The organism is Rothia sp. HMSC071C12, from assembly GCF_001813895.1.
In the GTDB taxonomy this organism is placed as follows: Bacteria; Actinomycetota; Actinomycetes; order Actinomycetales; family Micrococcaceae; genus Rothia; species Rothia mucilaginosa.
On record NZ_KV814369.1, the window covers coordinates 10,841 to 34,517 of the forward strand.

Here is a 23,677-nt window from a genome sequence, read left to right on the forward strand (position 1 = left end):
TTAAAGACCCACGGCGAAGACACTAACCTATCGACCGCAGACACCCACGAACCGGCCGCCCTACCCGCATCCCGCCTCCGCACCCCATTTTCTGGCGCCTGACTTGCCCAGACTTGCCCCGACCCGCCATCGACCTGCCCGGAGGGGATACAATATATGAGGCGCACGCAGTGTGCGCATATCATCAACCGCGTGTACCCGGCTACTGTCTATAGTCGTGAGGTGCCCGCTATGAAAGGAATGTCTGTGCTTCGCACTCACACCAACGGCGAGCTGACCGCCGCAAATATTGGAGAGACTGTTACCCTGACCGGTTGGGTGGCTCGCCGCCGCGACCACGGTGGTGTCGCTTTCGTTGACCTGCGTGACCGTGAGGGTGTCACCCAGTGTGTTTTCCACAATGAGGCTGATTTTGAGCACCTGCGCAATGAGTACGTGCTGCGTGTGACCGGTCTGGTGACTAAGCGCCCGGAGGGTAACGAGAACCCGAACCTGGCGACTGGCGAGATTGAGGTTGAGGTGTCCGCCGTTGAGGTGCTGAACACTGCCGCTCCGCTGCCTTTCCAGATTGACGAGCACGTTGAGGTGGGTGAGGAGGCGCGCCTGCGCTACCGCTACCTGGATCTTCGCCGCCCGGAGCCGGCTCGCATCATGCGCCTGCGTTCGGACGCGAACCGTGCGGCACGCAACCTGCTGGCTGAGGACGGCTACATTGAGGTTGAGACCCCGACCCTGACCCGTTCCACCCCTGAGGGTGCGCGTGACTTCCTGGTGCCGGCTCGTCTGGCTCCGGGTTCTTGGTATGCTCTGCCGCAGTCCCCGCAGCTGTTCAAGCAGCTGCTGCAGGTGGGCGGTATTGAGAAGTACTACCAGATTGCTCGCTGCTACCGTGACGAGGATTTCCGTGCGGACCGTCAGCCTGAGTTCACTCAGCTGGACATTGAGGCGTCGTTTGTTGATCAGGAAGACATCATTGAGCTGGGCGAGCGCATCGTTGAGGCTGTGTGGAACCTGATTGATGTGAAGGTTCCCCGCCCGATTCAGCGCATGACCTACAAGGATGCGATGGAGAAGTACGGTTCGGACAAGCCTGACCTGCGTTTTGGCCTGGAGCTGACCGAGCTGACCGAGTACTTCAAGGACACCACTTTCCGCGTGTTCAAGGCTCCTTACGTGGGTGCTGTTGTGATGCCCGGTGGTGCTTCTCAGCCTCGCCGTACTCTGGACGCTTGGCAGGAGTGGGCTAAGCAGCGTGGCGCTAAGGGCCTGGCTTACGTCCTCATTCAGGAGGATGGCGAGCTGACCGGTCCGGTTGCTAAGAACATCACTGACGCTGAGCGTGCTGGCCTGGCTGAGGCTACCGGCGCGAAGCCCGGCGACTGCATCTTCTTCGCTGCTGGCGAGGCTAAGGCTTCCCGTGCACTGCTGGGTGCTGCTCGTGTTGAGATTGGTCACCGTACCGGCCTGATTAAGGACGGCGAGTGGTCTTTCGTGTGGGTTGTTGACGCTCCCATGTTTGAGTCTTCTGCTGAGGCTACTGAGTCCGGTGACGTGGCTCTGGGTCACTCCGCATGGACTGCCGTGCACCACGCGTTCACCTCCCCGAAGCCCGAGTTCATGGATACTTTCGACACTGACCCGGGTTCGGCTCTGGCGTACGCTTACGACATTGTCTGCAACGGTAACGAGATTGGTGGCGGTTCAATCCGTATTCACCGCCGTGACGTGCAGGAACGCGTGTTCGCTGTGATGGGCATTGGTGAGGAAGAGGCTCAGGAGAAGTTCGGCTTCCTGCTGGATGCGTTCAAGTACGGCGCACCGCCCATGGGTGGTATTGCATTCGGTTGGGACCGTATTGTGTCTCTGCTGGCTGGCGTTGATTCGATTCGCGAGGTTATTGCGTTCCCGAAGACCGGTAATGGTTTCGATCCGCTGACTGCGGCTCCTGCACCGATTACTCCGGAGCAGCGTAAGGAAGCTGGCGTTGATTTCAAGCCGAAGAAGAAGGACGAGGAGTAATTCTCTAGTCTTTGGTCGTGCGCCCCGTAGGGGGTGTGGGCCTGTGCGGCGTGGACCCGGCGGGCGTTGAGTTGTGCCGGGGTCGCCGTTGAGGGTGGGCTGTGTATTCTGCTGGTGCAGGGTCGCAGCCCACCTTTTGTATCAACTGGCGTGCGTGCCGATTTGTGTACTAACCAAAGGGAGGGGAGCATGCGTATTCTGATTGCCGGCCCGAGCTGTAGCGGTAAGACGACGTTCGCGGCGCGGTTGGGGCGCCTCCTGGACATTCCGCATACGGAGATGGACTCGTTGCATTGGGGTCCGAACTGGACTCCGCGCCCTAGTTTTGAGGCGGATGTTCAGACACTCATTGAGCGGCCTGCGTGGATTACGGAGTGGCAGTATCCGCAGGTGCGCGGCCGCCTGCTGGAGCGTGCGGATGTGGTGATTTACTTGCGCTATAGCCGTGCGGTGGTCATGTGGCGTGTGGTTCGCCGGACGGTGCGCCGTGCGGTGACGGGTCAGAGGCTGTGGGCTGATAATGTGGAGCCGCCGCTGAAGAATATTCTGCGCGACCCGGACAACATGATTCGGTACACGTGGAGGAGCTACCCGCACGTCGGGGAGTTGCTGGCGGAGGCTCGCGGGCAGCATCTGCAGAAGCGTTTTATTGAGTTTCGTACTCCGCGGGCGGCGAACCAGTTTTTGCGTGCCGTGCAGCTGCGCGGCGTGCTCTGAGGCGGCTGCCTCTAGAACTGCGGCTCCCCTAAACCAGCCGCTGAGAGTGGTGTCGAAAGAGATGTATGAGCCCGGCGAATGCCGGTTCCATGATGAAAGGTGAACGATGCGAGTAGTTATTCAGCGTGTGACCCGCGCGGCGGTGCGCGTGGCGGGTGAGACGGTCGGCGCGATTGAGCAGCCCGGCTACCTGGTGCTGGTCGGTATCACGCACGGTGACGGTGCGGCGCAGATTGCGAAGCTTGCCGATAAGACCGCTAACCTGCGCCTGATGGAGGGGGAGAAGTCCCTGCTCGATGAGGGCGCACCCGTGCTGGCGGTCAGCCAGTTCACCCTGTATGGGGATGCGAAGAAGGGCCGCCGCCCCTCCTGGTCTGCCGCTGCGCCCGGCGCGGTGAGTGAGCCGCTGTTCAACGACTATGTTCAGGCGCTGCGTGAGCGTGGCCTGCACGTGGAGACCGGCGTGTTCGGTGCGGACATGCAGGTGGAGCTGGTCAATGACGGCCCGGTGACCCTGATTCTCGATAGTGAGACCCTCTAGGCCGGCGCTTTCGATAGGTTAGTGGATTGTCCCGGGGTTTAAAACCCACGGCGAAGACACTAACCTATCGAAAACCCGTGTGGTGTCACGCCGCGAGCTAAATCCGCAGCTGTATACCCACACCCCGTACCCGCCTCCAGATTGTGAAACGATAGAGTAAGACTATGGCTGATTCCCTCTTTGATCTTGAGTTGCCCGATGACGGGGACCGCGTGAGCCTGATTGGTGCGCCCGCTGAGGAGCCCTCCTCGCGTGCCTCTGCCTCGCGTACGTATTCTGCGCGTTCGGCGTCTCGTGCGCCGTTGGCGGTGCGTATGCGTCCGCGCACGATTGATGAGGTTCTCGGCCAGGAGCATCTGCTGACTCCGGGTGCGCCTCTGCGCGTGTTGGCGGGGGAGAATGCCGGCCCGGCTGGCCCGTCCTCGGTGATTTTGTACGGCCCTCCGGGTACGGGTAAGACCACCCTGGCGCATGTGATTGCGCGCGCGCCGGGTCGTAAGTTCGTGGAGCTTTCGGCGATTACCGCGGGCGTGAAGGATGTGCGCGCAGTCATGGATCAGGCGTTGCTCGACCGCGACATGTACGGTACGACCACAGTGCTCTTCCTCGACGAGATTCACCGCTTCACGAAGGCCCAGCAGGATGCGCTCCTGCCCGGCGTGGAGAACCGCTGGGTGATTCTGGTTGCGGCTACGACGGAGAACCCGTCGTTCAGCGTTATTTCGCCGCTGCTGTCGCGCTCGCTGTTGTTGCGGGTTCATTCGCTGGAGCAGTCCGATATTGAGCACCTGATTGACCGTGCTCTGGCTGACCCGCGCGGTTTTGGCGGTGCGGCGGTGATTGATGCGGATGCGCGCGCCCACCTCGCGGCGGTTTCGGGAGGCGACGCTCGCCGCTCCCTGACCTCGCTGGAGGCGGCGGCTGCGATTGCGTTTAGCGAGGCCGAACAGGCTTCGGCAGAATCTGCCCGCTCCGCTGAGGGTTCAGAAGACCCGGAGGGGGAGAAAGACCCGGAACCTACCGCGCCCGTGCGCATCACCCTGGCGCATGCTACGGAGGCGGTGGACCGCGCCGCGATCCGTTACGACCGTTCGGGCGATCAGCATTATGACGTGGTGAGTGCGTTCATTAAGTCCATGCGCGGCTCTGACGCGGATGCCGCGGTGCACTATCTGGCGCGCATGTTGGAGGGCGGCGAGGATCCGCGTTTCGTGGCGCGTCGCATCATGATTTTGGCGAGTGAGGATATTGGCCTGGCTGATCCGCAGGCGCTGCAGGTGGCGACGGCTGCGGCGCAGTCGGTGGCGCTGGTGGGCATGCCGGAGGCTCGCATTATCCTCTCGCAGGCGGTGATTTATTGTGCGCTCGCGCCGAAGTCGAACGCCGCGTATAACGCGATTAACCGCGCGATTGCGGACGTCCGTGCGGGTGCTTCGGGTCAGGTTCCGGTGCATTTGCGTGATGGTCATTATGCGGGGGCTAAGCAGTTTGGTCACGGCGTGGGGTATGTGTATGCGCATGATGAGCCGGGGCATGTGGCGGCGCAGCAGTACCTGCCGGATACTCTGCGCGGTACGGTCTACTACGAGCCGACTCAGCATGGTTTTGAGCGTACGTTGACGGAGCGTCGTGAGCGTATTCGCCGTATTTTGGATGCGGCTCCGGTGCAGGATACGGCCCGTTAGCTTACGTGGCTCCCATCGAGCCGTCTACTACTTTGAGCGCTGACTACCGGGGGGAGTGGTGCGCCTCGGTAGGAAAGCAACCGTATAGAGCAAGCAGCCGTATAGGGCTGAGTGCAAACAGAAAGCGGTGCGTAGTACCTCGGTAGTACTGCGCACCGCATCAGAGTTTTGAGTTGTGATAGACGTCTTGACTATCGGCCTTCCCGGAAGGGCGGACGCCAAGCTTGTTATGGTTTCTAGTCTAGGCGATATGGGGGTCTGATTCAAGCTATTCCCATAAAGACACAGGTTAAAAATAACGAAATGATTACAATCCAACATCTTAGCGCCGCAATTTTTCGGGGAAGTCGCACCTAAATAGCTCTGACGGGCATAAATAATTCCTGTGGGGTCGTGTGGGTAAGTGTCGAAAACCCACACGCACAGTGATTTGAACCAAAGATTTCCCAAAAGGCTGGTAAAGCTCGGGTGCATCCGGTAAGCTTGACGGGTCTGGCAATTACTATGCCCGCGTCCGTGCGGGTGTCAGTAATGTAGCTGCGGGGTACTCTGCCCCGAGCTCTCCGCCCCACCGCCGTACAGCAACGACCGAATCGGTCGCGTACGGATCCCGGCGGGGTCAACCGAGGAGGCCAGTATTCAACAGACCGAGGCCCCGCCCGTGAGGGTGCAGGAGCCTCACATATGAAAGGTAGATTGTGGCTAAGCACAACCGCACCCGCCGTACCGTGCGTCAGTCCCGTGCCCTGGGCATTGCACTGACCCCGAAGGCAGAAAAGTACCTCGAGCGTCGTCCTTACGGCCCCGGCCAGCACGGCCGTGCCCGCAAGAAGGCTGACTCCAACTACGCTACCCAGCTGAAGGAAAAGCAGCGTCTGCGCGCTCAGTACAACATCCGCGAGGCACAGATGCGCCGCGCATACCTCGAGGCAAAGCGTACCGAGGGCCAGACCGGTAAGAACATGGTCGAGCTGCTCGAGACCCGCCTCGACGCTCTGGTTCTGCGTGCAGGCTTCGCCCGCACCATTGCACAGGCACGTCAGATGGTTGTTCACCGTCACATCATGGTTGACGGCGTTCGCGTGGACCGCCCCTCGTTCCACGTCAAGCCCGGCCAGCTGATCCACGTTCACCCCAAGGCTGAGAAGACCACCCCCTTCCAGGCTGCGGCTGCAGGTGAGAACCAGGCAGTTCTGCCCGAGGTTCCCGCATACCTGAACGTTGAGATCGAGAAGCTGCACGCAAAGCTTGAGCGCAAGCCCAAGCGCGAAGAGATCCCCGTGATCTGCGACGAGCAGCTGGTCGTTGAGTACTACTCGCGTCTGGCATAATCTCGATTTTTCGAGAAGCAACCCGTCCTGCACCGTTCGGTGGGGGCGGGTTGTTCCCGTTTAACGCGTGGGTTTTTGGGGCTTATACACTACAGGGCAGTGGTGCCGCTGAACCTGTGAATCTTCCTTCGCTGGGAGTTTCATGAGAGTTTAGGGGGCGCTTGAAGGATTTTTCGACTAAAATAGGGGATTGAGCTGTGTATACAGTCCTGAACTGTATGCACGATCCGGCTGCGCGCCACGGTGGCGTCCAGCCTTGTACGACTATTGATAAGCATCATGCATTGAGCGGAATGGGGTTATAGATGACCGGCGGAGATATTGCGGGCCTGATTGCAGCAGGAGTTTTTGCGATTCTGGTGGCTCTTCTTGCGCTACCCATTATTCGCCTGACCAAGGTGTTTGATGAGCTTATCGTGACGATTCGTTCGCTGAACCAGAGCACCGGCCCTCTCATTGAAGAGGTGACCCGCACTGTGGTGACCACCAATGAGCAGCTGGAGAAGGTTGACGACATCACTTCGAATGTTTCGGATGCGTCCGCGAACGTTTCTGCGCTGTCCTCGCTGGTGACTTCGACTGTGGGTCAGCCGCTGATTAAGGTTGCGTCCTTCTCGTACGGTGTGCGTCAGGCGTTCCGCGGCGGCAAGACCGGCGATGCACACGGCAACACCCACGCTGGTGGCCAGTACGGTTCGGCACAGGGCGGCTCTTACTCTGCAGGCGGTGAGAACTAATGGGTCTGCTTCGTTCAGCTCTTCTGCTCGGCGCCGGCGCGGCGGTTGGCTATTTCGCGTCCCGACGTGCCGCCTCCGAACCTGCTCAGCGTACCCCCGGCAGCGCCCTGCTCATGCGTGAGCACGGTGAGCTTGCCCTCAACCCGGAGTCTCAGATGGGAAAGTTCTTCGATTCGCCGATTGGCAAGCCCCTGCAGCCGTATGCGTTGCGTGCTGTTGAGTTCGCCGCCCGCGTGCGTGAAGGCATGCAGGAGAAGGAGATGGAGCTCAACGCGAAGGTGGAGCGCCAGAAGCAGGATTTGCGTCCTGGCTCCCTGGACACCTGGGATCGTCAGATGAGCTCGGCTGAGATTGAGTCCACGAACCGTCGCCTGGCGGAGCGTGAGCTCATTGAGGTGGAGGCTGAGATTGCCTCCTTGGAAGAGGCTCAGAAGCGAGCGCGTGAGCAGCGTATTGCGCGTGACCGTCAGCTCGGCGACGGCTTCTTCAACTAGGTTTTTAAAGGTGGTGCTTTTGTCCGTTAACCACGGTACGAGGGTGGCTCGATTAGCCATTTTGCTCTCGGACAGGCACCATAGGTCAGTAGACTAATTTAGAATTTCGCACAGATTACTCTAAGGAACGAGATGCTCTCACAGGAGATTTCTAAGCGCTGGATCGATTTCTTCGCTTCCCGCGGCCATACTGTGGTGCCTTCGGCATCGCTGATTTCGAACGAGCCCGGCGCTATGTTCACCATCGCCGGTATGGTGCCGTTCATTCCCTACTTCCTGGGCCGTGAGACCCCTCCGTTCTCCCGCGCGACCAGCGTGCAGAAGTGCATCCGCACCCTGGATATTGAAGAGGTCGGTAAGACTGCGCGTCACGGTACCTTCTTCCAGATGGCTGGTAACTTCTCGTTCGGTGATTACTTCAAGGAGCAGGCGATTCCGTTTGCTTACGAGCTGCTGACCACCCCTCAGGATAAGGGCGGTTTCGGCCTGGATCCGGAGCGCCTGTGGGTCACCATTTATGAGGGTGACGATGAGGCCTTCGACATTTGGCACAACAAGGTGGGCTTCCCGGCTGAGCGTATTCAGCGTATGGGTATGAAGGAAAACTACTGGTCCACCGGTCAGCCCGGCCCCGCAGGCCCTGACTCGGAGATCTTCTACGACCGTGGCCCCGCGTACGGTAAGGAAGGCGGCCCGGCGGCTGACGACGACCGTTACATTGAGATTTGGAACCTTGTGTTCATGCAGTACCAGCGTGGCGAGGGTATCGGTAAGGATGACTTCGAGATTCTGGGTGATCTGCCGAAGAAGAACATCGATACCGGTCTGGGCGTTGAGCGTCTTGCCATGCTGCTGCAGGGTGTTGAGAACTTCTACGAGACCGACCAGGTTCGCCCCGTTCTGGACGCTGCTTCTAAGCTGTCCGGTAAGAAGTACCACGGCTCTGAGTCCGCTGAGGACGAGGGCTACGAGGACGACGTGCGTATGCGCGTGGTGGCTGACCACATCCGTTCCTCGCTGATGCTGATTGCTGACGGCGTGACCCCCTCCAACGAGGGTCGCGGCTACATTCTGCGCCGTCTGATGCGCCGTGCTATCCGTGCGATGCGTCTGCTGGGCGTTACTGAGCCCTGCCTGCCCGTACTGTTCCCGGCTTCGCGTGATGCGATGAAGGGTGCTTTCCCGTACGTTGCTGACGACTTCGAGCGTATTTCCCGTATTGCGTACGCTGAGGAGAAGGCGTTCCTGCACACCATTGAGACCGGTACTGAGCGTCTGGAAGAGGCTGTTGCTGCCGCTAAGAAGGACGGCTCCAACGCTGTTTCTGGTGCTGAGGCGTTTGCTCTGCACGACACCTACGGCTTCCCGATTGACCTGACCCTGGAGATGGCTGCTGAGGCTGGCGTGAAGGTGGATGAGAAGTCCTTCCGCGAGCTGATGGCTGAGCAGCGTCACCGTGCGCAGGCTGACGCTAAGGCGAAGAAGGGTGCGTTTGCTGACCTGTCTGAGCTGCGTAAGCTCGTGGATGAGCGCGGCTCCATCTTCACCGGTTATACCGAGCTGCGTACTGAGACTAAGCTGCGTGCAATCCTGGTGGACGGCGTTTCCGTGCCCGCCGCTAAGGCTGGCGACAAGATTGAGGTTGTCCTGGACGAGACCCCGTTCTACGCGGAGGCTGGTGGCCAGGCAGCTGATACCGGTGTTATTACCGGCAACGGCTTCATCATTGACGTTCAGGACGTTCAGCAGCCCGTGAAGGGTCTGAGCGTTCACCGCGCTATCGTGCGTGAGGGCGAGGTTCACGTCGGTGCCGATGTTGTGGCACAGGTTGATGTTCAGCGCCGCCGCGACGGTGAGAAGGCACACTCCGGTACCCACATCATTCACGCTGCCCTGCACCAGGTGCTCGGCAACGAGGCTACTCAGCGTGGCTCCTTCAACAAGGAAGGCTACCTGCGTTTCGACTTCGCGTGGGGCGAGGGCCTGTCCGAGTCCGCTAAGCGTGAGGTTGAAGAGGTTGCTAACCTCGCGATCCGCGATAACCACGAGGTGATTACCCGCGAGATGCCGCTGGCTGAGGCTAAGGCTCTGGGCGCTATGAGCCTCTTCGGCGAGAAGTACGGCGACGTGGTTCGTGTTGTTGAAATCGGCGGCGAGTTCTCTCGCGAGCTGTGCGGTGGTACCCACGTCGGTTCGTCCGCTGAGATTGGTTCGCTGACCCTGCTGACTGAGAGCTCTGTTGGCTCCGGTAACCGCCGTGTTGAGGCTCTGGTGGGTCTGGATTCCTTCAACCACCTGGCTGCTGAGCGTACCCTGGTGAACCAGCTGACCGGCCTGATGAAGGTTCAGTCCTCCGCTGATCTGCCGGAGAAGATTAACCAGACTCTGGCTAAGCTGAAGGCTGCTGAGAAGGAACTGGCTCAGCTGCGCCGCGAGAAGCTGCAGGCTGAGGCTGGCAAGCTGCTGGAGAACGCACAGACCATCGGTTCTGTTCGCGTTCTGGCGCATGACGCTGGCGAGCTGGACGCTAACGGCGTTCGTGAGCTGGCTCTGGATCTGCGTTCGCGCTTCGGCTCCGAGGCTGCGGTTGTTGCTGTGGTGGGTGTGGCTAATGGTCGCCCCGTCATCCTGGTGGCAACTAACGAGGGTGCTCGTGAGGCTGGCGTGAAGGCTGGTGCTCTGGTCCGCGTCGCTGCCGGTGTTCTCGGCGGCGGTGGCGGCGGTAAGGACGACGTCGCTCAGGGTGGTGGCCAGGATGCATCCAAGATTGGTGCTGCTCTGGACGCTGTCCGCGACGCTATCGCACAGGCTCAGGCCTAAATATGGCAGAATTCCAGCGCGGAGTGCGGATGGGTGTCGATGTGGGTAACGCCCGCGTCGGCACCGCCCTCAGCGACCCCGACGGTATCCTCGCCACCCCGCTCAAGACGCTGCGCCGCGACGCGAAGAAGAACTCTGACCGCCGTGTTTTGCGCAAGCTGATTGAGGTGAACGAGGTAGTGGAGGTGTTCGTCGGGCTTCCGAAGACCATGCGTGGTGGGGATTCTCCCTCCACGGAAATGGCTCGGGAGTACGCTCAGGCTCTGCGCTCCGAGCTGGATGCCGAAGAGAAAACACACATTAACATTTGGCTGGTGGATGAGCGACTCACCACCGTGAGCGCTCACCGTGCACTGCACGAGGCTGGGGTTTCCAGCCGAGATTTCAAGACTATGGTTGACCAGGTGGCGGCTGTGAATATTTTGCAGTACAGCCTGGATGCCCTCAAGGCGGGGCAGTCCGTAGCCGGGTACAAGGTGAGCGATCCGGCCCACGAAGAAAACCGACCGTCCGAGTCAGAAGGGACCACGGTCGGTGCCGTCAACGAAACGGAGAACCTTCAGTGACCGAACAGAATAAACATCCCGAAGAGAGCGGGCTCGACCTCTTTAGGCCGACAGCCGAGGATGAACGTAAGGGCATCACCGGCATCACGATGGAACAGGAAATCGTGTCGGTGGCTACGTTGCGTGCGCGTAAGCGCCGCCGCCGCGCCATCATGCTGAGCGCTATTTCCTTGTTTGTGGTGGCTCTGGTCATCATTTCTGGTGCCCTGATTACTCGCTATGACCCGTTCAAGACTCGTGACTACTCGGGTGGCGGCAATGGTACGACCGTGACCTTCACGATTCGTTCTGGCCAGTCCACCGCGCAGGTGGCGCAGGAGCTTGAGGCAGCGGGCGTGGTTGCTGATGCTGATAAGTTTGTTGAGGTGTACACCAAGGAGAGCAAGGGCAAGTACCTGCAGCCTGGCACCTACGAACTGCAGCAGCACATGAGCAGCTCGAGCGCGATTACGACCATTATCGAGGCGAACAGCAACGTACTGTACCTGGCGATTCCGCAGGGTAAGCGCGTGAGCGAAACCATCGACCTGATTGTTTCTGGCTCCGATGGCGCGTTCACCCGCAAGCAGGTTGAGGACGCGGTCAGCAACTACACCCAGTACGGTGTGCCGAGCAACTTCCCCTCGATTGAGGGTTGGCTGCACCCGGGTGAGTACCGCTTCCCGAAGGACACCGACATCAAGAAGGTCATTCAGACCATGGTTGATAAGACCAAGGCTGACCTGAAGGAAGCCGGCGTGAGCGGCGACCAGAAGACCTTCGAGGTGCTGACCATCGCCTCCATCGTGGAGCTTGAGGCTCAGCCGAAGGACTACGTGGCGGTTGCAGGCATCATTGAGAACCGCCTGAACAACCCCGATGGTGAGACCTCGGGTCTGATTCAGTCGGATGCGACCGTGACTTACGGTCTGGGTGTCCGTTCGTACCACCTGACTGAAGAGCAGAAGGCCGATAAGAGCAATAAGTACAACACTTATGCGAATAAGGGTCTTCCGAAGGGTCCGATTGGTTCCCCGCAGTTGGCTTCGATTAAGGCTGCTGCGGCTCCTGAGAAGAACCCGTACTACTACTGGGTGACTGTGGACCTGGATTCCGGTGAGACTAAGTACTCCCGCACGTACGCTGAGCACCAGCGTTACGTTGAAGAGTACAACCAGTGGTGTTCTAAGCACCCGAACCGTTGTAGCTAAGTTGTAGCTCATTGGTTTAGCTGGTAGCTACGATTTGGTAGCTTTGGACTGAAGGTTCCTTGCTGAGGCGGGTACCGCCTCCACGAGAGTGGGGAGGTGCCCGCCTTTGCTGTACCCGAATGCTGGGCTGTGCTTTGTTGTTGGGCTATACCCGAATATTGGTTTGTCCCTTAAAATGGGTAGAGTGCGCCCATGAACGCGGGTTCGTGGCGTGCGCGTCCGCAAGCCCCAAGCGTTGAGAGCGTTCCCCCGCGTTGAGAGCGAAAGAGTATCTATCGATGAAGACTGAACCGTACCGTGAGGCCCCGTATCTTCGCCGCGCCTACGTGCTGGGGCACCCTATTGCGCATTCGCTGTCGCCTGCGCTGCATCGTGCCGCGTATGACTTTTTGGGTGAGCAGAATTTGGGTTATGATCGCCGCGATACTCTGCCCGATGATTTGCCGGAGATTATGCACGGGGTGCGCCACCCGAAGGGTACGGAGGACGCCCCGTATATTGCGGGTCTGTCGGTGACGATGCCGTTGAAGACCGCGGTCATTCAGTATTGCGATGAGCTGAGTGAGACTGCCCGAGTGACCGGTGCGGTGAACACGGTGTATCCGCGCGGTGAGAAGGTGCTGGGCGATAACACGGATGTGATTGGCATTGTGAACGCGCTGCGCCACGCCGGTTTGGAGCCGCAGCCGCTCAAGGATTCTGCCGCGATTGTGGGCGGGGGAGCGACCGCTATTTCCGCCCTGACCGCACTGCATCAGCTGGGGTATTCCCGTGTGAGCGTGTACGCCCGTTCGTTGCATAAGCTCGGTAGCGTGCAGGAGGCGGCGGACCGCCTGGGCGTTCAGCTGGAGCAGGTTTCCCTGGCTGAGCTGCCGCAGAATCTTGCGGAGCGCGGTCATCACCCGGTGATTTCTACGCTTCCGGCGCATGCGGCGGATGAATGGGCGAGCCAGCTGAGCGGGCTGAAGGGCGCCTCCGCAACGCACCGGCCGGTACTGCTCGATGTTGCGTATAACCCGTGGCCTTCGGTGCTGGCGAGCGCCTGGGAGGCGAACGGCGGCACGGTGGTTTCTGGCCTGGAGATGCTGCTGTATCAGGCGGTGGAGCAGGTTCTGCTGTTTACCGGCCGTGAACTGCAGCCCGCCGAACTGCTGGGTCTAATCAATGCGATGTGCGCGGCGGTTGATCTTGCGCCTCGTGCTTCCGTTTCGTGAAAAAAGCGTGCTTTCACTCGCTCAGTAAACGGGCATTTTATACACTATTTATACACGTGAAGAATTATTATTCCTTCCTCCTGCGCTGCGGTGCGGGTGCGATGAAAAGAGGTTAACCTATGGCCCTGCGTTGGCTCACTGCCGGAGAATCCCACGGCGAGGCGCTCGTCGGCATTATTGAGGGCGTACCCGCCGGTGTGGAACTCACCAGCGACATGGTGCGTGACGCCCTGGCTCGTCGCCGCCTCGGCTACGGCCGCGGTGCCCGCATGAAGTTTGAGGAGGACCGCGTGCGCATCCTGGGCGGTGTGCGTCACGGCCTGACTCAGGGCGGCCCGGTCGCGATTGAGATTGCGAACACCGAGTGGCCCAAGTGGACTGACGTGATGAGCTCCGACCCGGTGGATCCGAAGCTGATTGAGGGTCGTGCGCGTAATGCTGCGCTGACCCGTCCGCGCCCCGGTCACGCCGATTTTGCGGGTATGCAGAAGTACAACTTCTCTGAGGCTCGCCCGGTGCTGGAGCGCGCCTCCGCGCGTGAGACTGCGACCCGCGTGGCTCTTGGCGTGGTTGCCGCCCAGATTTTGAAGGCTCTGGGTGTTGAGCTGGTTTCTCACACCGTGGCTGTGGGTGGCGTGCACGCTCCCGAGGGCGCCCCGGTGCCTTCGCCCCGCAACGTTGACCAGCTGGACGCTGACCCGCTGCGTTGCTTCGACAAGGCAACCTCCGACGCGATGGTTCAGCGCGTGGACGAGGCGCACAAGGACGGCGAGACCCTCGGCGGCGTGGTTGAGGTGCTCGCGTACGGTATGCCTCCCGGACTGGGTTCGTACGTGCACTGGGACCGCCGCCTGGACGCGCGCCTTGCCGCAGCGCTGATGGGTATTCAGGCGATTAAGGGCGTTGAGGTTGGCGACGGTTTCGCGACCGCTGACCGCCCGGGCACTGCCGCTCACGACGAGATTTCCATCGGTGAGCACGGCGTAACCCGCGATACCAACCGTGCCGGTGGTATTGAGGGCGGCATGAGCATTGGTGACCTGCTGCGTGTGCGCGCGGCGATGAAGCCCATTGCGACCGTGCCGAAGGCTCTGAAGACCATTGACACTTCCACCGGTGAAGAGGCTCGCGCCCACCACCAGCGTTCGGACGTGTGTGCTGTTCCCGCCGCCGGCGTGGTGGCGGAGGCTATGGTCGCCCTGGTGCTCGCTGAGGCCGCACTGGAGAAGTTTGGCGGCGACTCGATTGGTGAGACTCGCCGCAACATGGATTCCTACCTGGACGCCATTCCGGCGTCTCTGGCGTGGGAGTCTAACGTGGCTGGTTGGGACGCGTAGTGCCCCTTCCGGCGGAGTCAGAGGGCCGCGGCACGAAGGGTCGCGGTTCCGGGGAGGTTTCTGTGGAGCAGGGTGTTCGCCCGGTCGCTTCGAGCCCCCTTGCGCGTATTGCTGCGGCAACGCAACGTGCGCGAGGGGGCGCTTCGCCGCGCCCGGAACCCGGCGCAGAATCCGGTGCGGAACCCGGCGTATCTGCTGCGGCTGAGCGGAGTGTTGAGGCTGCGGGCGCTGGGGTTCGTGAGACTGCCGCATCTGTTTCTTCTGTGCGCCCGGCTTCTCGCGTGCCTACCCCCGCTGACCTGATGCGTTCTGGCGCCCGCCCCCTGCCCGCCGCTGCTGCGGTGAGCACGCAGGGTGTGCGCCTGTACGCCTCCTCGGTGTCTGAGGACGCCGACCCGGCGCTGGGCCTGGACGAGGACCTGCGCCTGAAGCTGCTCAGCGCCCTGCAGGGCATGGGCACCGCTGAAGAGGAATCCCGCAAGGAACCCGCGAAGGCGGAAGCACCCAAGCCGACTGCTCCTAAGCCTGCCGCGCCGTCAGTAGTCGCTGCGCCCAAGCCGACTGCGCCGAAACCTGCCGCGCCCAAGCCGGCACCTGTAAAGCAGGCTCAGCCTGCAGAGGCGGCGGGGGAGAGCGCTTCTGCTCCCGTGCAGAAGGCTGAACCCAAGCCTGTACCGGTCACGCCCGCAGCCCCCGTAGGTGTGCCCGAAACTTCCGTAGCTGTGCCCGCGGCTGAACCCTCCAAGCCGGTTCGTCCGACCCCGGCGCTGTTCGGCAAGGTTCAGGTTGCCGCACCCGCAGTATCCGCAACACCCGTTGCACCCGCAGTGGAAGAAGAGAACCAGGCAGAGGAGAAGCCCCTCGAAACCTCGGAGTTGCCTGCAACTCCCGCTGAGTCTGCCACACCCGCAGAGCTCACCGTCCCCGCAGAAACGCTCGCAGAAGACGAGTCCGCCGGCGCTCGCATCCACCCGCAGCAGGTGCGTGAAATGCACGAGAACTTTGCGGAACGCTCTCGCCCCATCGTGCTCATTGGCCCCATGGCGGCAGGTAAGACCTACATTGGTACGCACCTGGCGCGTTTCTACGGCTACGAGTTCCTCGACGCCGACCAGCTCATCGTGGAACGCTACGGCGAAGTCTCCGAAATCTTCGAGATCTTCGGTGAGGCGTATTTCCGCGAGCTCGAACGCAAAACCATCGAAGAGGTCCTCACCTCGCCCGTGTACCGCAACACGGTGTTCTCCCTGGGCGGTGGCGCGCCCATGACCGACTCGGTCGCGGAGCTGCTCAAGGACGAATGCGTGGTGTACATCCTCGTTGATGCTGACACCGTCACCCCGCGCATTACCGGCAACAAGACACGCCCGCTGCTGCAGCCGAACCCGGTCGAGCGGTGGACCGAAATTTTTGAGCGACGCCGCAGCCGATACGAAGAGCTGGCGCACTTCACCCTGGATGCACGAGGCGGCCGCCCCATCACCGAGATGACCGCCGAAATCCAGGCGTACGTGACCGCAACCCGCACCTCCCGCGCGCAGCGCCCCCAAGCATAACCCCTCACCTGTGAAAGGACACACGATGAGCACTCAGCCCACCCCCACTTTCGGTGCCTCCGGCGCGGAAGATATCACCCGCATCCCGGTGACCGGCAGCTCCCCGCGTGAGAACTATGAGGTTCTTATCGGCCACAACCTGCTCGGTAAAATCCCCGAAATTCTGGGCAACCGCGCCAAGAAGGTGCTCGTGATTCACCCGCGTGCCCTGCGTTCCACCGGTGAGCTGGTCATGGAAGACCTGCGCGCCATGGGCTACGAATCGTTCAGCGCCGAAATTCCGGATGCTGAGGAGGCAAAGCACTACCAGGTGGCGGCGTTCTGCTGGCAGGTGCTCGGTCAGAACGACTTCACCCGCACCGACGCGATCATCTCCGTGGGTGGCGGTGCTATTACCGACGTTGCCGGCTTCGTCGCGGCAACCTGGCTGCGCGGCGTGCGCGTTATTCACATTCCGACCACCCTGCTCGGCATGGTGGACGCCGCCGTGGGCGGTAAGACCGGCATCAACACCGCCGAAGGTAAGAACCTGGTCGGCGCGTTCTGGCCGCCCGCCGCGGTGCTCTGCGAGATTGGCACCCTGCGCACCCTGCCTGAACATGAGCTGCTGACCGGCATGGGTGAGGTCGTCAAGTGCGGCTTCATCGCAGACCCCGAAATCCTCGACCTGATCGAGGCGAACCCGAACGCCGTACGCGACTCGCAGTCCGCCGTGATGCGCGAGCTCATTGAGCGCAGCGTGCGCGTGAAGGCGGAGGTGGTCTCTGAGGACCTGCGCGAGTCCGGCCGCCGCGAAATCCTGAACTACGGCCACACCCTCGCCCACGCCATTGAGCGCAACGAGCGTTACCAGTGGCGTCACGGCGCGGCCGTTGCGGTGGGCATGGTCTACGCCGCGGAGCTGGCGCTGGCAACCGGCCACGCCGACGAGGAGCTCGTGGCGCGTACCCGCCGCATCCTCGAATCACTGGGCCTGCCCACCTCCTACAAGGCAGACGCATGGCCCCAGCTGCTTGAAGCAATGCGCCGCGACAAGAAGGCACGCGGCAACCTGCTGCGCTTCATCATTCTTGACGGTCTAGCTCGCCCGCGCGTCTACGAGGTGCCGGACGACTCAATCCTGTACATGACCTACCAGGAGATTACCGAGTAGGTGACGGGTCCCGTACAATCACCGGATGCACTCAGCGCGTGTTTGCTAATACGCGCCAGCCGGGCGGGGCGCCACAGAAAAACTGTGGTGCCCCTGCTAGGCAAATTCGTGCGCATCCTGTAGAATGTACGGGACATATTTTTGCTCATTGAAAACTTAGCGCCTCGCCGGGTACCACTACGGCGTGAGCGTCGATGACACGAAGGAGAGCCCCATGGCATCCACTACCGATATTAAGAACGGCGCCGTCCTGAAGATTGACGGCAACCTCTGGTCCGTCGTAGAGTTCCAGCACGTTAAGCCCGGCAAGGGTGGCGCATTCGTCCGCACCAAGCTGCGCAACGTTACCTCCGGCAAGGTCGTCGACCGTACCTTCAACGCTGGCGCTAAGATCGAAACCGCAACCGTTGACCGCTCCGACTACCAGTACTTGTACCAGGACGGCGACGACTACGTCTTCATGGACATGAAGACCTACGACCAGATCAACGTTCCCGCAACCGTTGTCGGCGACGCAGCAAACTACATGCTCGAGTCCCAGACTGCAACCATCGCAATGCACGAGGGTAGCCCCCTGTACATCGAGCTGCCCGCATCCGTGGTCCTCGAAATCACCTACACCGAGCCCGGCCTGCAGGGTGACCGCTCCACCGGCGGCACCAAGCCCGCAACCGTTGAGACCGGCTACGAAATCCAGGTTCCCCTGTTCCTGGAGACCGGCACCAAGGTCAAGGTTGATACCCGCACCGGTGAGTACCTCGGTCGCGTGAACGACTAATGAATTCGCGTACTAAAGCCCGATTGCGCGCCCTCGAAGTGCTCTTCGAGGCGGATCAGCGCAACGAAGATTATATTGAGGTACTCCGCCGCCGCCGACTGTACACGGTAGCGCAGATTTCTGCTTACTCTGAGGAAATCATTCGTGGCGTCCGCGACCACGACGAAGAGATTCGCGAGTTTGTGGAGACTTACGCCCGTGACTGGTCCTTCGAGCGTATGCCCGCCGTGGACCGTGCCGTGCTGCGTATTGGCACTTGGGAGCTTCTGTACAATGACGAAGTTCCGGATGCTGTCGCAATTTCTGAGGCTGTCGGTCTGGCGCGTGTGCTGTCCACGAATGAATCTCCGAAGTTCGTGAACGGTCTGCTGGATAAGCTCCGTCAGGTGAAGCCGACCCTGCTCGCGTAAGACGTCCCGCCGCGGCCTGCCCGCCAGCCCGTAGCTGGTTGGTTCGCTGTTTGAGGATGCGCCCGCAGGGAAGCGTACGTGAAACCCCCGCCGTGCTGTAGTTCGCTACAGGACGGCGGGGGTTTTCTGTGTCTACGCTTCTTCGGTTGGCGCGCTTCTGCGTTGGGTTCCGCATTTGGTGTGGATGCGCTCGCGTGGTTTGGAAGGTAGGCGAGGCTTCACCGGACAACGCGGGCGGGGGAGTGCCCCCTCTGCGGCGCTGAGCGCCTTGAGGACGGAGCCCCCGCCTCGCGTGCCCGGTATGCGCCTCGTGCAGTATCAGCTACTTGCTTTGAGCGGATGCGGTCGCCTCGCTCGTAGCGTCTGCTTCGTCTCCGCAACCGTTATGAAGGGTCTCAGACTTGATAACAACAAACGCATTATCTTCAGAACGGCGAACAACAAAGACCCGTCGCGTTAGCTGCGGGTCCTTAAATTTCTTACCCTCAGCAGAGCGAACGTTGCTCCAGTCTTCACAGAACGTGATGGTTGCGCCGGTGTTGTATGAGACAGAACCATCGTCGTTCATGGTTCCATAGGTGACTGGATCGATGTTATTGAAGGCAATTTCGCCCTTAATAGGACCGTGGTTTTCTTCTGTGAACTTTTGAATATTCTCCACTTCCTCCTTTGTGTCTTCCAGGAAGTTTTTATGCACGTATCGGAGCAGCTCTTCATCGCTCGTGTGCTCCATGCTCCCATGCATCCATGCATTCCAAATGAGTCGGTACTGTTCCAACGCATCGTATGCAGCCTTGAGGGTCGCATCTGCTGCTTCCTTCGACGGGTTATCCAAATCAACGTTCGCACGAATCAGCACGGGCTCATAACCCGTCGGAGTGGGTGAAGGAGTGGGAGTTGCAGAAGCTTCCGCGCTTGCCGATTCAGCGCTCGCGGAGGTGGAAGCGCTCGATTCTGCGCTGACCTGCGCGCCGCCGGAACATGCGGACAGGGTGAGCATCATTGCCGCAGAGAGCGCGGCAATAGAACTACGGTTAAACATCATTGTTAGTTCTTTTCTGGTGTGTGGTTGTGTAAACCGCTGAATTATCCACGCAACAACGTGTGGAATTCAGCGGAATGTTATCGGTTGATGCCATTACCCTAACATATATCCACAGAGCACACACCCCGGCGTATTATTTGTTCATTTTGCCAATTTTCTATTCATTTCAGTGCAGGTAAAGGTGTCCCGAGATGTACACAGGGGCACATATCGGCATGCAGGTGGGGGCTCCACCTATTGCACCGTGCCTAATTCTCTGAAATATTCTTGCAGCCCCCTCACCGTGAGCGGTCTCTCGCCGAACCTGAACGTAGCCTGTGAACTGTGGTACCCTACTAGAAGCACAAAACCTTTAAATCCGTCCCGTGAGGCGGGGAAGGAGACGGCTATGCCTGGGTCAACTGTACCCACATCCGGCGCGAATCAGGGGCGAAATCTAACCGCAGCCCCCCATTCGGCAACCCCTCAAAGCACCTCCGAGGACGCGACCACCGTCGGCCGCACCATCCTCAGCGAGGACGAAATCCGCCGCGCCCTCACCCGCATCGCCTACGAAATCATCGAAACCAATAAAGGCGTAGAAAACCTCGTACTCATCGGCATCCGCTCCCGCGGCGTGCCCCTTGCCGTACGACTCGCAGCCCGCATCCAAGCCATCGAGCCGAACTTCAACGCAGAAACACGAATCGGCGCCCTGGACATCACCGCCTACCGCGACGACCAGCGAACCGGCGGCACCACCTCCCCAGACACCGCAGGGGAAAGCATCATGCCCACCATCGGCATTGAAGGCAAAACCGTAGTCCTCGTTGACGACGTCCTCTACTCCGGCCGCACCGTACGCGCCGCCCTCGACGCACTCAACGCCCACGGACGACCCGCCCTCGTACGCCTGGCAGTCCTCGTAGACCGCGGACACCGGCAACTACCCATCCGCGCCGACCACGTGGGCAAAAACCTGCCCACCAGCGCCAGCGAAACCGTGCGCGTCGTACTGACTGAAACCGACAACGCAACAGACCGAGTTGACATTATCCAGCTGGGAGGGCTCTCATGAAGCATCTGCTCGACACCCGCGAACTAACCCGCGAAGAAGCCATCGAAATCCTTGACGTCGCCGACTACATGGCGCAGGTCAAAGCCGAAAACCGCACCCTCAACGTGCTCAACGGCAAGACCGTCGTCAACCTCTTCTTCGAGGACTCCACCCGAACCCGCCTCTCCTTCGAAGCCGCAGAGAAGCGCCTGGGCGCCGCCGTCACCAACTTCTCCGCATCTGGCTCCTCCCTGTCTAAGGGCGAGTCGCTCAAGGACACCGCGCAGACCCTCAAGGCGATTGCCGCGGATGCGTTCGTGATCCGCCACTCGGCATCCGGCGCGCCGCAGCGCCTCGCCGAGGCAGGCTGGACCGATATCCCCGTACTCAACGCGGGTGACGGCACCCACGCACACCCCACCCAGGCACTGCTCGACGCCGTATCCCTGCGCCAGTACAAGGCAGAACGCGACGGCCTCGACAGCCCCCGCGGCACCGACCTCTCCGGCATGCGCGTGCTCATCGTCGGTGACATCCTGCACTCGCGCGTGGCACGCTCCAACCTCTGGCTGCTGACCACCCTCGGCGCGCAGGTCGTCTTCGTCGCGCCGCCGACCCTGCTGCCGCTGAACACCGCCTCCTGGGTTGAAGAAGCCGGCCTGGAAATCTTCCACGACTTTGACGAAGCCATCGCCACCAACCCCGACGCCGTCATGCTGCTGCGCATCCAGAAGGAACGCATGAACGCCGCGTACTTCCCCTCCGCAGAGGAGTACACCGACCTGTGGGGCCTGACCGCCGAACGCTTCGCAACCCTGCAGGCGCAGCCGCAGCCGGTCGCAATCCTGCACCCGGGCCCCATGAACCGCGGCCTGGAAATCTGCACCGAAGCCGCCGACGCCACCAACTCCTGGGTCCTACGCCAGGTCAGCAACGGTGTGGCGCTACGCATGGCGGTGCTCTACCTGCTTCTGACCGACGGCTCCAGCGCCAAGCTCTACGCCGGCGACGAATCCTAAACGACCTTCCTAACGAGAGGAACCAACACCATGAGCAAGTACCTGATTAAGGGCGCAAGCCTCTACGGCGAAAAGGTCGCCGACATCCTCATCGAGGACGGCGTGATTAGCCGCATCGCAGAGAACATTGACGCAGCAGACGCACAGGTAGTCGAGGCGGCAGGCCAGGTGGCGCTGCCCGGCCTGGTCGACATTCACACCCACCTGCGTCAGCCCGGCTACGAGGCATCCGAAACCGTCGAGACCGGCACCCGCGCAGCAGCCCTGGGCGGCTACACCGCAGTGTTCGCCATGGCAAACTCCATGCCCGTGGCAGACACCGCCGCAGTCGTTGAGCAGGTTGACCGCCTCGGCAAGGAATCCGCATGGTGCCGCGTGCAGCCCATCGGCGCAGTGACCGTGGGTCTGAAGGGCGAGCGCCTCTCCGACATTGGCGGCATGGCGAACTCCACCGCGAACGTGCGCGTGTTCTCTGACGACGGCATGTGCGTGTACGACCCCGCAGTGATGCGCCGCGCCCTCGAATACGTCAAGACCTTCGACGGCGTTATTGCACAGCACGCACAGGAGCCGCGCCTGACCGAAGGCGCCCAGATGAACGAAGGTAAGGTGTCCGCTGACCTGGGCCTGACCGGCTGGCCCGCCGTCGCTGAAGAGGCAATCATTGCCCGCGACGTGCTGCTGGCTGAGCACCTGGACTCCAAGCTGCACATCTGCCACCTGTCCACCAAGGGCTCCATTGAGGTTGTGCGCTGGGCTAAGTCCCGCGGTGTGAAGGTGACCGCGGAGGCAACCCCGCACCACCTGCTGCTCACCGACGAGACCGCACGCACCTACGACCCGATTTTCAAGGTGAACCCGCCGCTGCGCACCGAAGAGGACGTCATGGCGCTGCGTCAGGCTGTTGCTGACGGCATCATCGACGTGATTGGTACCGACCACGCACCGCACCCGGCAGAGACCAAGGAATGCGAGTGGGCGTGCGCCGCGAACGGTATGACCGGCCTGGAGCAGGCACTGTCCATCATCCAGATGACCCTGGTTGACACCGGCATGATTACCTGGCGCGATGTGGCACGCATCCTCTCCGAGGAGCCCGCGAAGATTGGTCGCCTGGACCACGAGCAGGGCCGCCCGCTTGCCGAAGGCGAACCGGCAAACATTGTGCTGGTCGACCCGAAGGCAACCCGCGTCATCAAGCCGGAGGAGCAGGCAACCAAGGGTAAGAACAACCCCTACCGCGACATGGAGGTACCCGGCTCGATCCGTGCAACCTTCTACGCTGGCCACCCGACCGTGCTGAACGGCGAGCTGGCAACCCCGCGCCGTTAACCCGCGAGGCAAACGTACGTAGTGACCGTGCCTGGCGGTGGTAGGTTCACGCCTGCCACCGCCTCGCCGGGAGCACCGTCCCCAACCTCACCAACCCAGGCCGAGATCATCGACCGAGACCCCAACCGAAAGAGAGAACCTTCGTGGGAAAGTTCCTGACCGCCGTCATCTGCATCGCCCTGGTCGCCCTGTGCATCTACGGCATGTGGCACGGATGGCGCTCGCGCCTGGCACGCCAGGCGAACATGTTCGGCTCCCTCAAGGAAGTTCCCGAACGCTACGAGGGTATGACCGCTGACGCCGCTTTCGAGGGCGAGTACGTCAGCACCACGATCTTCGGTAACTGGCTGGACCGCGTGGGTTTCGATTCGCTCGGCTTCAAGAGCAAGTCCACCCTGCTGATTTACCCGGACAGCATCATCTTCACCCGTAACGGCGCGAAGGACCTGTGGATTCCGGCGAAGAAGCTCGCAGTCATCACCACCGACCGCGGTATGGCGGGCAAGGTTGTGGAGAAGAACGGCCTGGTCGTGATTGGTTGGACCCTGGACGGTCACCGCGTGCAGACCGGCTTCCGCACCCGCTACGCCGAGGACAAGCAGGCGGTACTGCGGGAGCTGCGCCGCATCGCCCCGAATGCGGTGGATGCGCCCGAGAAGTGGGCGGCAGAACCGGAAGCCTAAATCCCGGTGTAATA

21 protein-coding genes are annotated in these 23,677 nt (G+C 61.2%); 20 read left to right on the forward strand and 1 reads right to left on the reverse strand.

The window, feature by feature from the left end:
• Positions 1-246: 246 nt before the first annotated feature.
• The 16 genes from aspS (at position 247) to nusB (ending at position 18,548) form a co-directional block, all read left to right on the forward strand.
• Complete coding sequence (aspS, locus tag HMPREF2942_RS02005) at positions 247-2,019, forward strand: aspartate--tRNA ligase (protein WP_044150411.1); 1,773 nt, start codon at positions 247-249, stop codon at positions 2,017-2,019.
• 189 nt (positions 2,020-2,208) lie between these two features.
• Positions 2,209-2,736, forward strand: coding sequence for a P-loop NTPase family protein (locus tag HMPREF2942_RS02010; protein ID WP_070688170.1), 528 nt, complete (start codon positions 2,209-2,211; stop codon positions 2,734-2,736).
• Positions 2,737-2,842: 106 nt separating this feature from the next.
• Positions 2,843-3,277, forward strand: a complete 435-nt coding sequence (gene dtd / locus HMPREF2942_RS02015; RefSeq protein ID WP_012903476.1) for a D-aminoacyl-tRNA deacylase — start codon at positions 2,843-2,845, stop codon at positions 3,275-3,277.
• Positions 3,278-3,441: 164 nt separating this feature from the next.
• Positions 3,442-4,962: a replication-associated recombination protein A gene (locus HMPREF2942_RS02020; RefSeq protein WP_070688173.1), complete on the forward strand. Its 1,521-nt coding sequence runs from the start codon at positions 3,442-3,444 to the stop codon at positions 4,960-4,962.
• Between the two features lie 698 nt (positions 4,963-5,660).
• Positions 5,661-6,293 (forward strand): 30S ribosomal protein S4, encoded by a 633-nt coding sequence (gene rpsD / locus HMPREF2942_RS02025; protein WP_005508739.1) that lies wholly within the window; start codon positions 5,661-5,663, stop codon positions 6,291-6,293.
• 305 nt (positions 6,294-6,598) lie between these two features.
• Positions 6,599-7,030, forward strand: coding sequence for a DUF948 domain-containing protein (locus HMPREF2942_RS02030; RefSeq protein ID WP_070688175.1), 432 nt, complete (start codon positions 6,599-6,601; stop codon positions 7,028-7,030).
• Positions 7,030-7,524: a hypothetical protein gene (locus HMPREF2942_RS02035; RefSeq protein ID WP_005508736.1), complete on the forward strand. Its 495-nt coding sequence runs from the start codon at positions 7,030-7,032 to the stop codon at positions 7,522-7,524. Before HMPREF2942_RS02030 ends, HMPREF2942_RS02035 begins: the two co-directional genes overlap by 1 nt.
• Before the next feature lie 132 nt (positions 7,525-7,656).
• Positions 7,657-10,344: an alanine--tRNA ligase gene (alaS, locus tag HMPREF2942_RS02040; protein ID WP_070688177.1), complete on the forward strand. Its 2,688-nt coding sequence runs from the start codon at positions 7,657-7,659 to the stop codon at positions 10,342-10,344.
• Between the two features lie 2 nt (positions 10,345-10,346).
• Positions 10,347-10,910 carry a Holliday junction resolvase RuvX gene (gene ruvX, locus HMPREF2942_RS02045; protein WP_012903482.1) on the forward strand — a complete coding sequence of 188 codons (564 nt, stop codon included), beginning with the start codon at positions 10,347-10,349 and terminating at the stop codon, positions 10,908-10,910.
• Positions 10,907-12,100 carry an endolytic transglycosylase MltG gene (mltG, locus tag HMPREF2942_RS02050; protein ID WP_049341921.1) on the forward strand — a complete coding sequence of 398 codons (1,194 nt, stop codon included), beginning with the start codon at positions 10,907-10,909 and terminating at the stop codon, positions 12,098-12,100. Before ruvX ends, mltG begins: the two co-directional genes overlap by 4 nt.
• Before the next feature lie 278 nt (positions 12,101-12,378).
• Complete coding sequence (locus HMPREF2942_RS02055; protein ID WP_049341920.1) at positions 12,379-13,314, forward strand: shikimate dehydrogenase; 936 nt, start codon at positions 12,379-12,381, stop codon at positions 13,312-13,314.
• Between the two features lie 119 nt (positions 13,315-13,433).
• Positions 13,434-14,651: a chorismate synthase gene (aroC, locus tag HMPREF2942_RS02060; protein ID WP_005508730.1), complete on the forward strand. Its 1,218-nt coding sequence runs from the start codon at positions 13,434-13,436 to the stop codon at positions 14,649-14,651.
• Positions 14,651-16,207 carry a shikimate kinase gene (locus HMPREF2942_RS02065; protein ID WP_070688179.1) on the forward strand — a complete coding sequence of 519 codons (1,557 nt, stop codon included), beginning with the start codon at positions 14,651-14,653 and terminating at the stop codon, positions 16,205-16,207. Before aroC ends, HMPREF2942_RS02065 begins: the two co-directional genes overlap by 1 nt.
• Positions 16,208-16,232: 25 nt before the next feature.
• On the forward strand, positions 16,233-17,360 hold the full coding sequence (gene aroB / locus HMPREF2942_RS02070) for a 3-dehydroquinate synthase (protein WP_070688181.1): 1,128 nt from the start codon (positions 16,233-16,235) through the stop codon (positions 17,358-17,360).
• A gap of 214 nt (positions 17,361-17,574) precedes the next feature.
• A complete protein-coding gene (gene efp / locus HMPREF2942_RS02075; protein ID WP_005505932.1) occupies positions 17,575-18,138 on the forward strand; it encodes an elongation factor P in 564 nt (187 codons plus the stop codon).
• Entirely contained in the window at positions 18,138-18,548 is a 411-nt protein-coding gene (gene nusB / locus HMPREF2942_RS02080; RefSeq protein WP_005505934.1) for a transcription antitermination factor NusB, read from the forward strand. Before efp ends, nusB begins: the two co-directional genes overlap by 1 nt.
• A gap of 322 nt (positions 18,549-18,870) precedes the next feature.
• Here the strand turns inward: nusB and HMPREF2942_RS09490 are convergent, their stop codons facing one another.
• Entirely contained in the window at positions 18,871-19,593 is a 723-nt protein-coding gene (locus tag HMPREF2942_RS09490) for a hypothetical protein (RefSeq protein ID WP_070687740.1), read from the reverse strand.
• A 388-nt stretch (positions 19,594-19,981) separates the two neighbouring features.
• Here HMPREF2942_RS09490 and pyrR point away from each other — a divergent pair, with 388 nt between their 5' ends.
• The 4 genes from pyrR (at position 19,982) to HMPREF2942_RS02105 (ending at position 23,663) form a co-directional block, all read left to right on the forward strand.
• Positions 19,982-20,650 carry a bifunctional pyr operon transcriptional regulator/uracil phosphoribosyltransferase PyrR gene (pyrR, locus tag HMPREF2942_RS02090; protein WP_049345471.1) on the forward strand — a complete coding sequence of 223 codons (669 nt, stop codon included), beginning with the start codon at positions 19,982-19,984 and terminating at the stop codon, positions 20,648-20,650.
• Positions 20,647-21,648 carry an aspartate carbamoyltransferase catalytic subunit gene (locus HMPREF2942_RS02095; protein WP_049354673.1) on the forward strand — a complete coding sequence of 334 codons (1,002 nt, stop codon included), beginning with the start codon at positions 20,647-20,649 and terminating at the stop codon, positions 21,646-21,648. The genes pyrR and HMPREF2942_RS02095 overlap by 4 nt, the downstream gene beginning before the upstream one ends.
• A gap of 30 nt (positions 21,649-21,678) precedes the next feature.
• On the forward strand, positions 21,679-22,980 hold the full coding sequence (locus HMPREF2942_RS02100) for a dihydroorotase (RefSeq protein ID WP_070506251.1): 1,302 nt from the start codon (positions 21,679-21,681) through the stop codon (positions 22,978-22,980).
• Positions 22,981-23,123: 143 nt separating this feature from the next.
• Positions 23,124-23,663, forward strand: a complete 540-nt coding sequence (locus HMPREF2942_RS02105) for a PH-like domain-containing protein (protein WP_005508722.1) — start codon at positions 23,124-23,126, stop codon at positions 23,661-23,663.
• Positions 23,664-23,677 lie beyond the last annotated feature (14 nt).

What these genes read in the sequence shown, in the direction of transcription:
- aroC (WP_005508730.1), top strand. Translation starts at nt 13,434, where the DNA reads ATGGCCCTGCGTTGGCTCACTGCCGGAGAATCCCACGGCGAGGCGCTC.
- HMPREF2942_RS02095 (WP_049354673.1), top strand. Translation starts at nt 20,647, where the DNA reads ATGAAGCATCTGCTCGACACCCGCGAACTAACCCGCGAAGAAGCCATC.
- alaS (WP_070688177.1), top strand. Translation starts at nt 7,657, where the DNA reads ATGCTCTCACAGGAGATTTCTAAGCGCTGGATCGATTTCTTCGCTTCC.
- pyrR (WP_049345471.1), top strand. Translation starts at nt 19,982, where the DNA reads ATGCCTGGGTCAACTGTACCCACATCCGGCGCGAATCAGGGGCGAAAT.
- dtd (WP_012903476.1), top strand. Translation starts at nt 2,843, where the DNA reads ATGCGAGTAGTTATTCAGCGTGTGACCCGCGCGGCGGTGCGCGTGGCG.
- HMPREF2942_RS02020 (WP_070688173.1), top strand. Translation starts at nt 3,442, where the DNA reads ATGGCTGATTCCCTCTTTGATCTTGAGTTGCCCGATGACGGGGACCGC.
- HMPREF2942_RS09490 (WP_070687740.1), bottom strand. Translation starts at nt 19,593, where the DNA reads ATGATGTTTAACCGTAGTTCTATTGCCGCGCTCTCTGCGGCAATGATG.
- HMPREF2942_RS02035 (WP_005508736.1), top strand. Translation starts at nt 7,030, where the DNA reads ATGGGTCTGCTTCGTTCAGCTCTTCTGCTCGGCGCCGGCGCGGCGGTT.
- ruvX (WP_012903482.1), top strand. Translation starts at nt 10,347, where the DNA reads ATGGCAGAATTCCAGCGCGGAGTGCGGATGGGTGTCGATGTGGGTAAC.
- efp (WP_005505932.1), top strand. Translation starts at nt 17,575, where the DNA reads ATGGCATCCACTACCGATATTAAGAACGGCGCCGTCCTGAAGATTGAC.
- aroB (WP_070688181.1), top strand. Translation starts at nt 16,233, where the DNA reads ATGAGCACTCAGCCCACCCCCACTTTCGGTGCCTCCGGCGCGGAAGAT.
- HMPREF2942_RS02010 (WP_070688170.1), top strand. Translation starts at nt 2,209, where the DNA reads ATGCGTATTCTGATTGCCGGCCCGAGCTGTAGCGGTAAGACGACGTTC.
- HMPREF2942_RS02100 (WP_070506251.1), top strand. Translation starts at nt 21,679, where the DNA reads ATGAGCAAGTACCTGATTAAGGGCGCAAGCCTCTACGGCGAAAAGGTC.
- HMPREF2942_RS02055 (WP_049341920.1), top strand. Translation starts at nt 12,379, where the DNA reads ATGAAGACTGAACCGTACCGTGAGGCCCCGTATCTTCGCCGCGCCTAC.
- HMPREF2942_RS02030 (WP_070688175.1), top strand. Translation starts at nt 6,599, where the DNA reads ATGACCGGCGGAGATATTGCGGGCCTGATTGCAGCAGGAGTTTTTGCG.
- nusB (WP_005505934.1), top strand. Translation starts at nt 18,138, where the DNA reads ATGAATTCGCGTACTAAAGCCCGATTGCGCGCCCTCGAAGTGCTCTTC.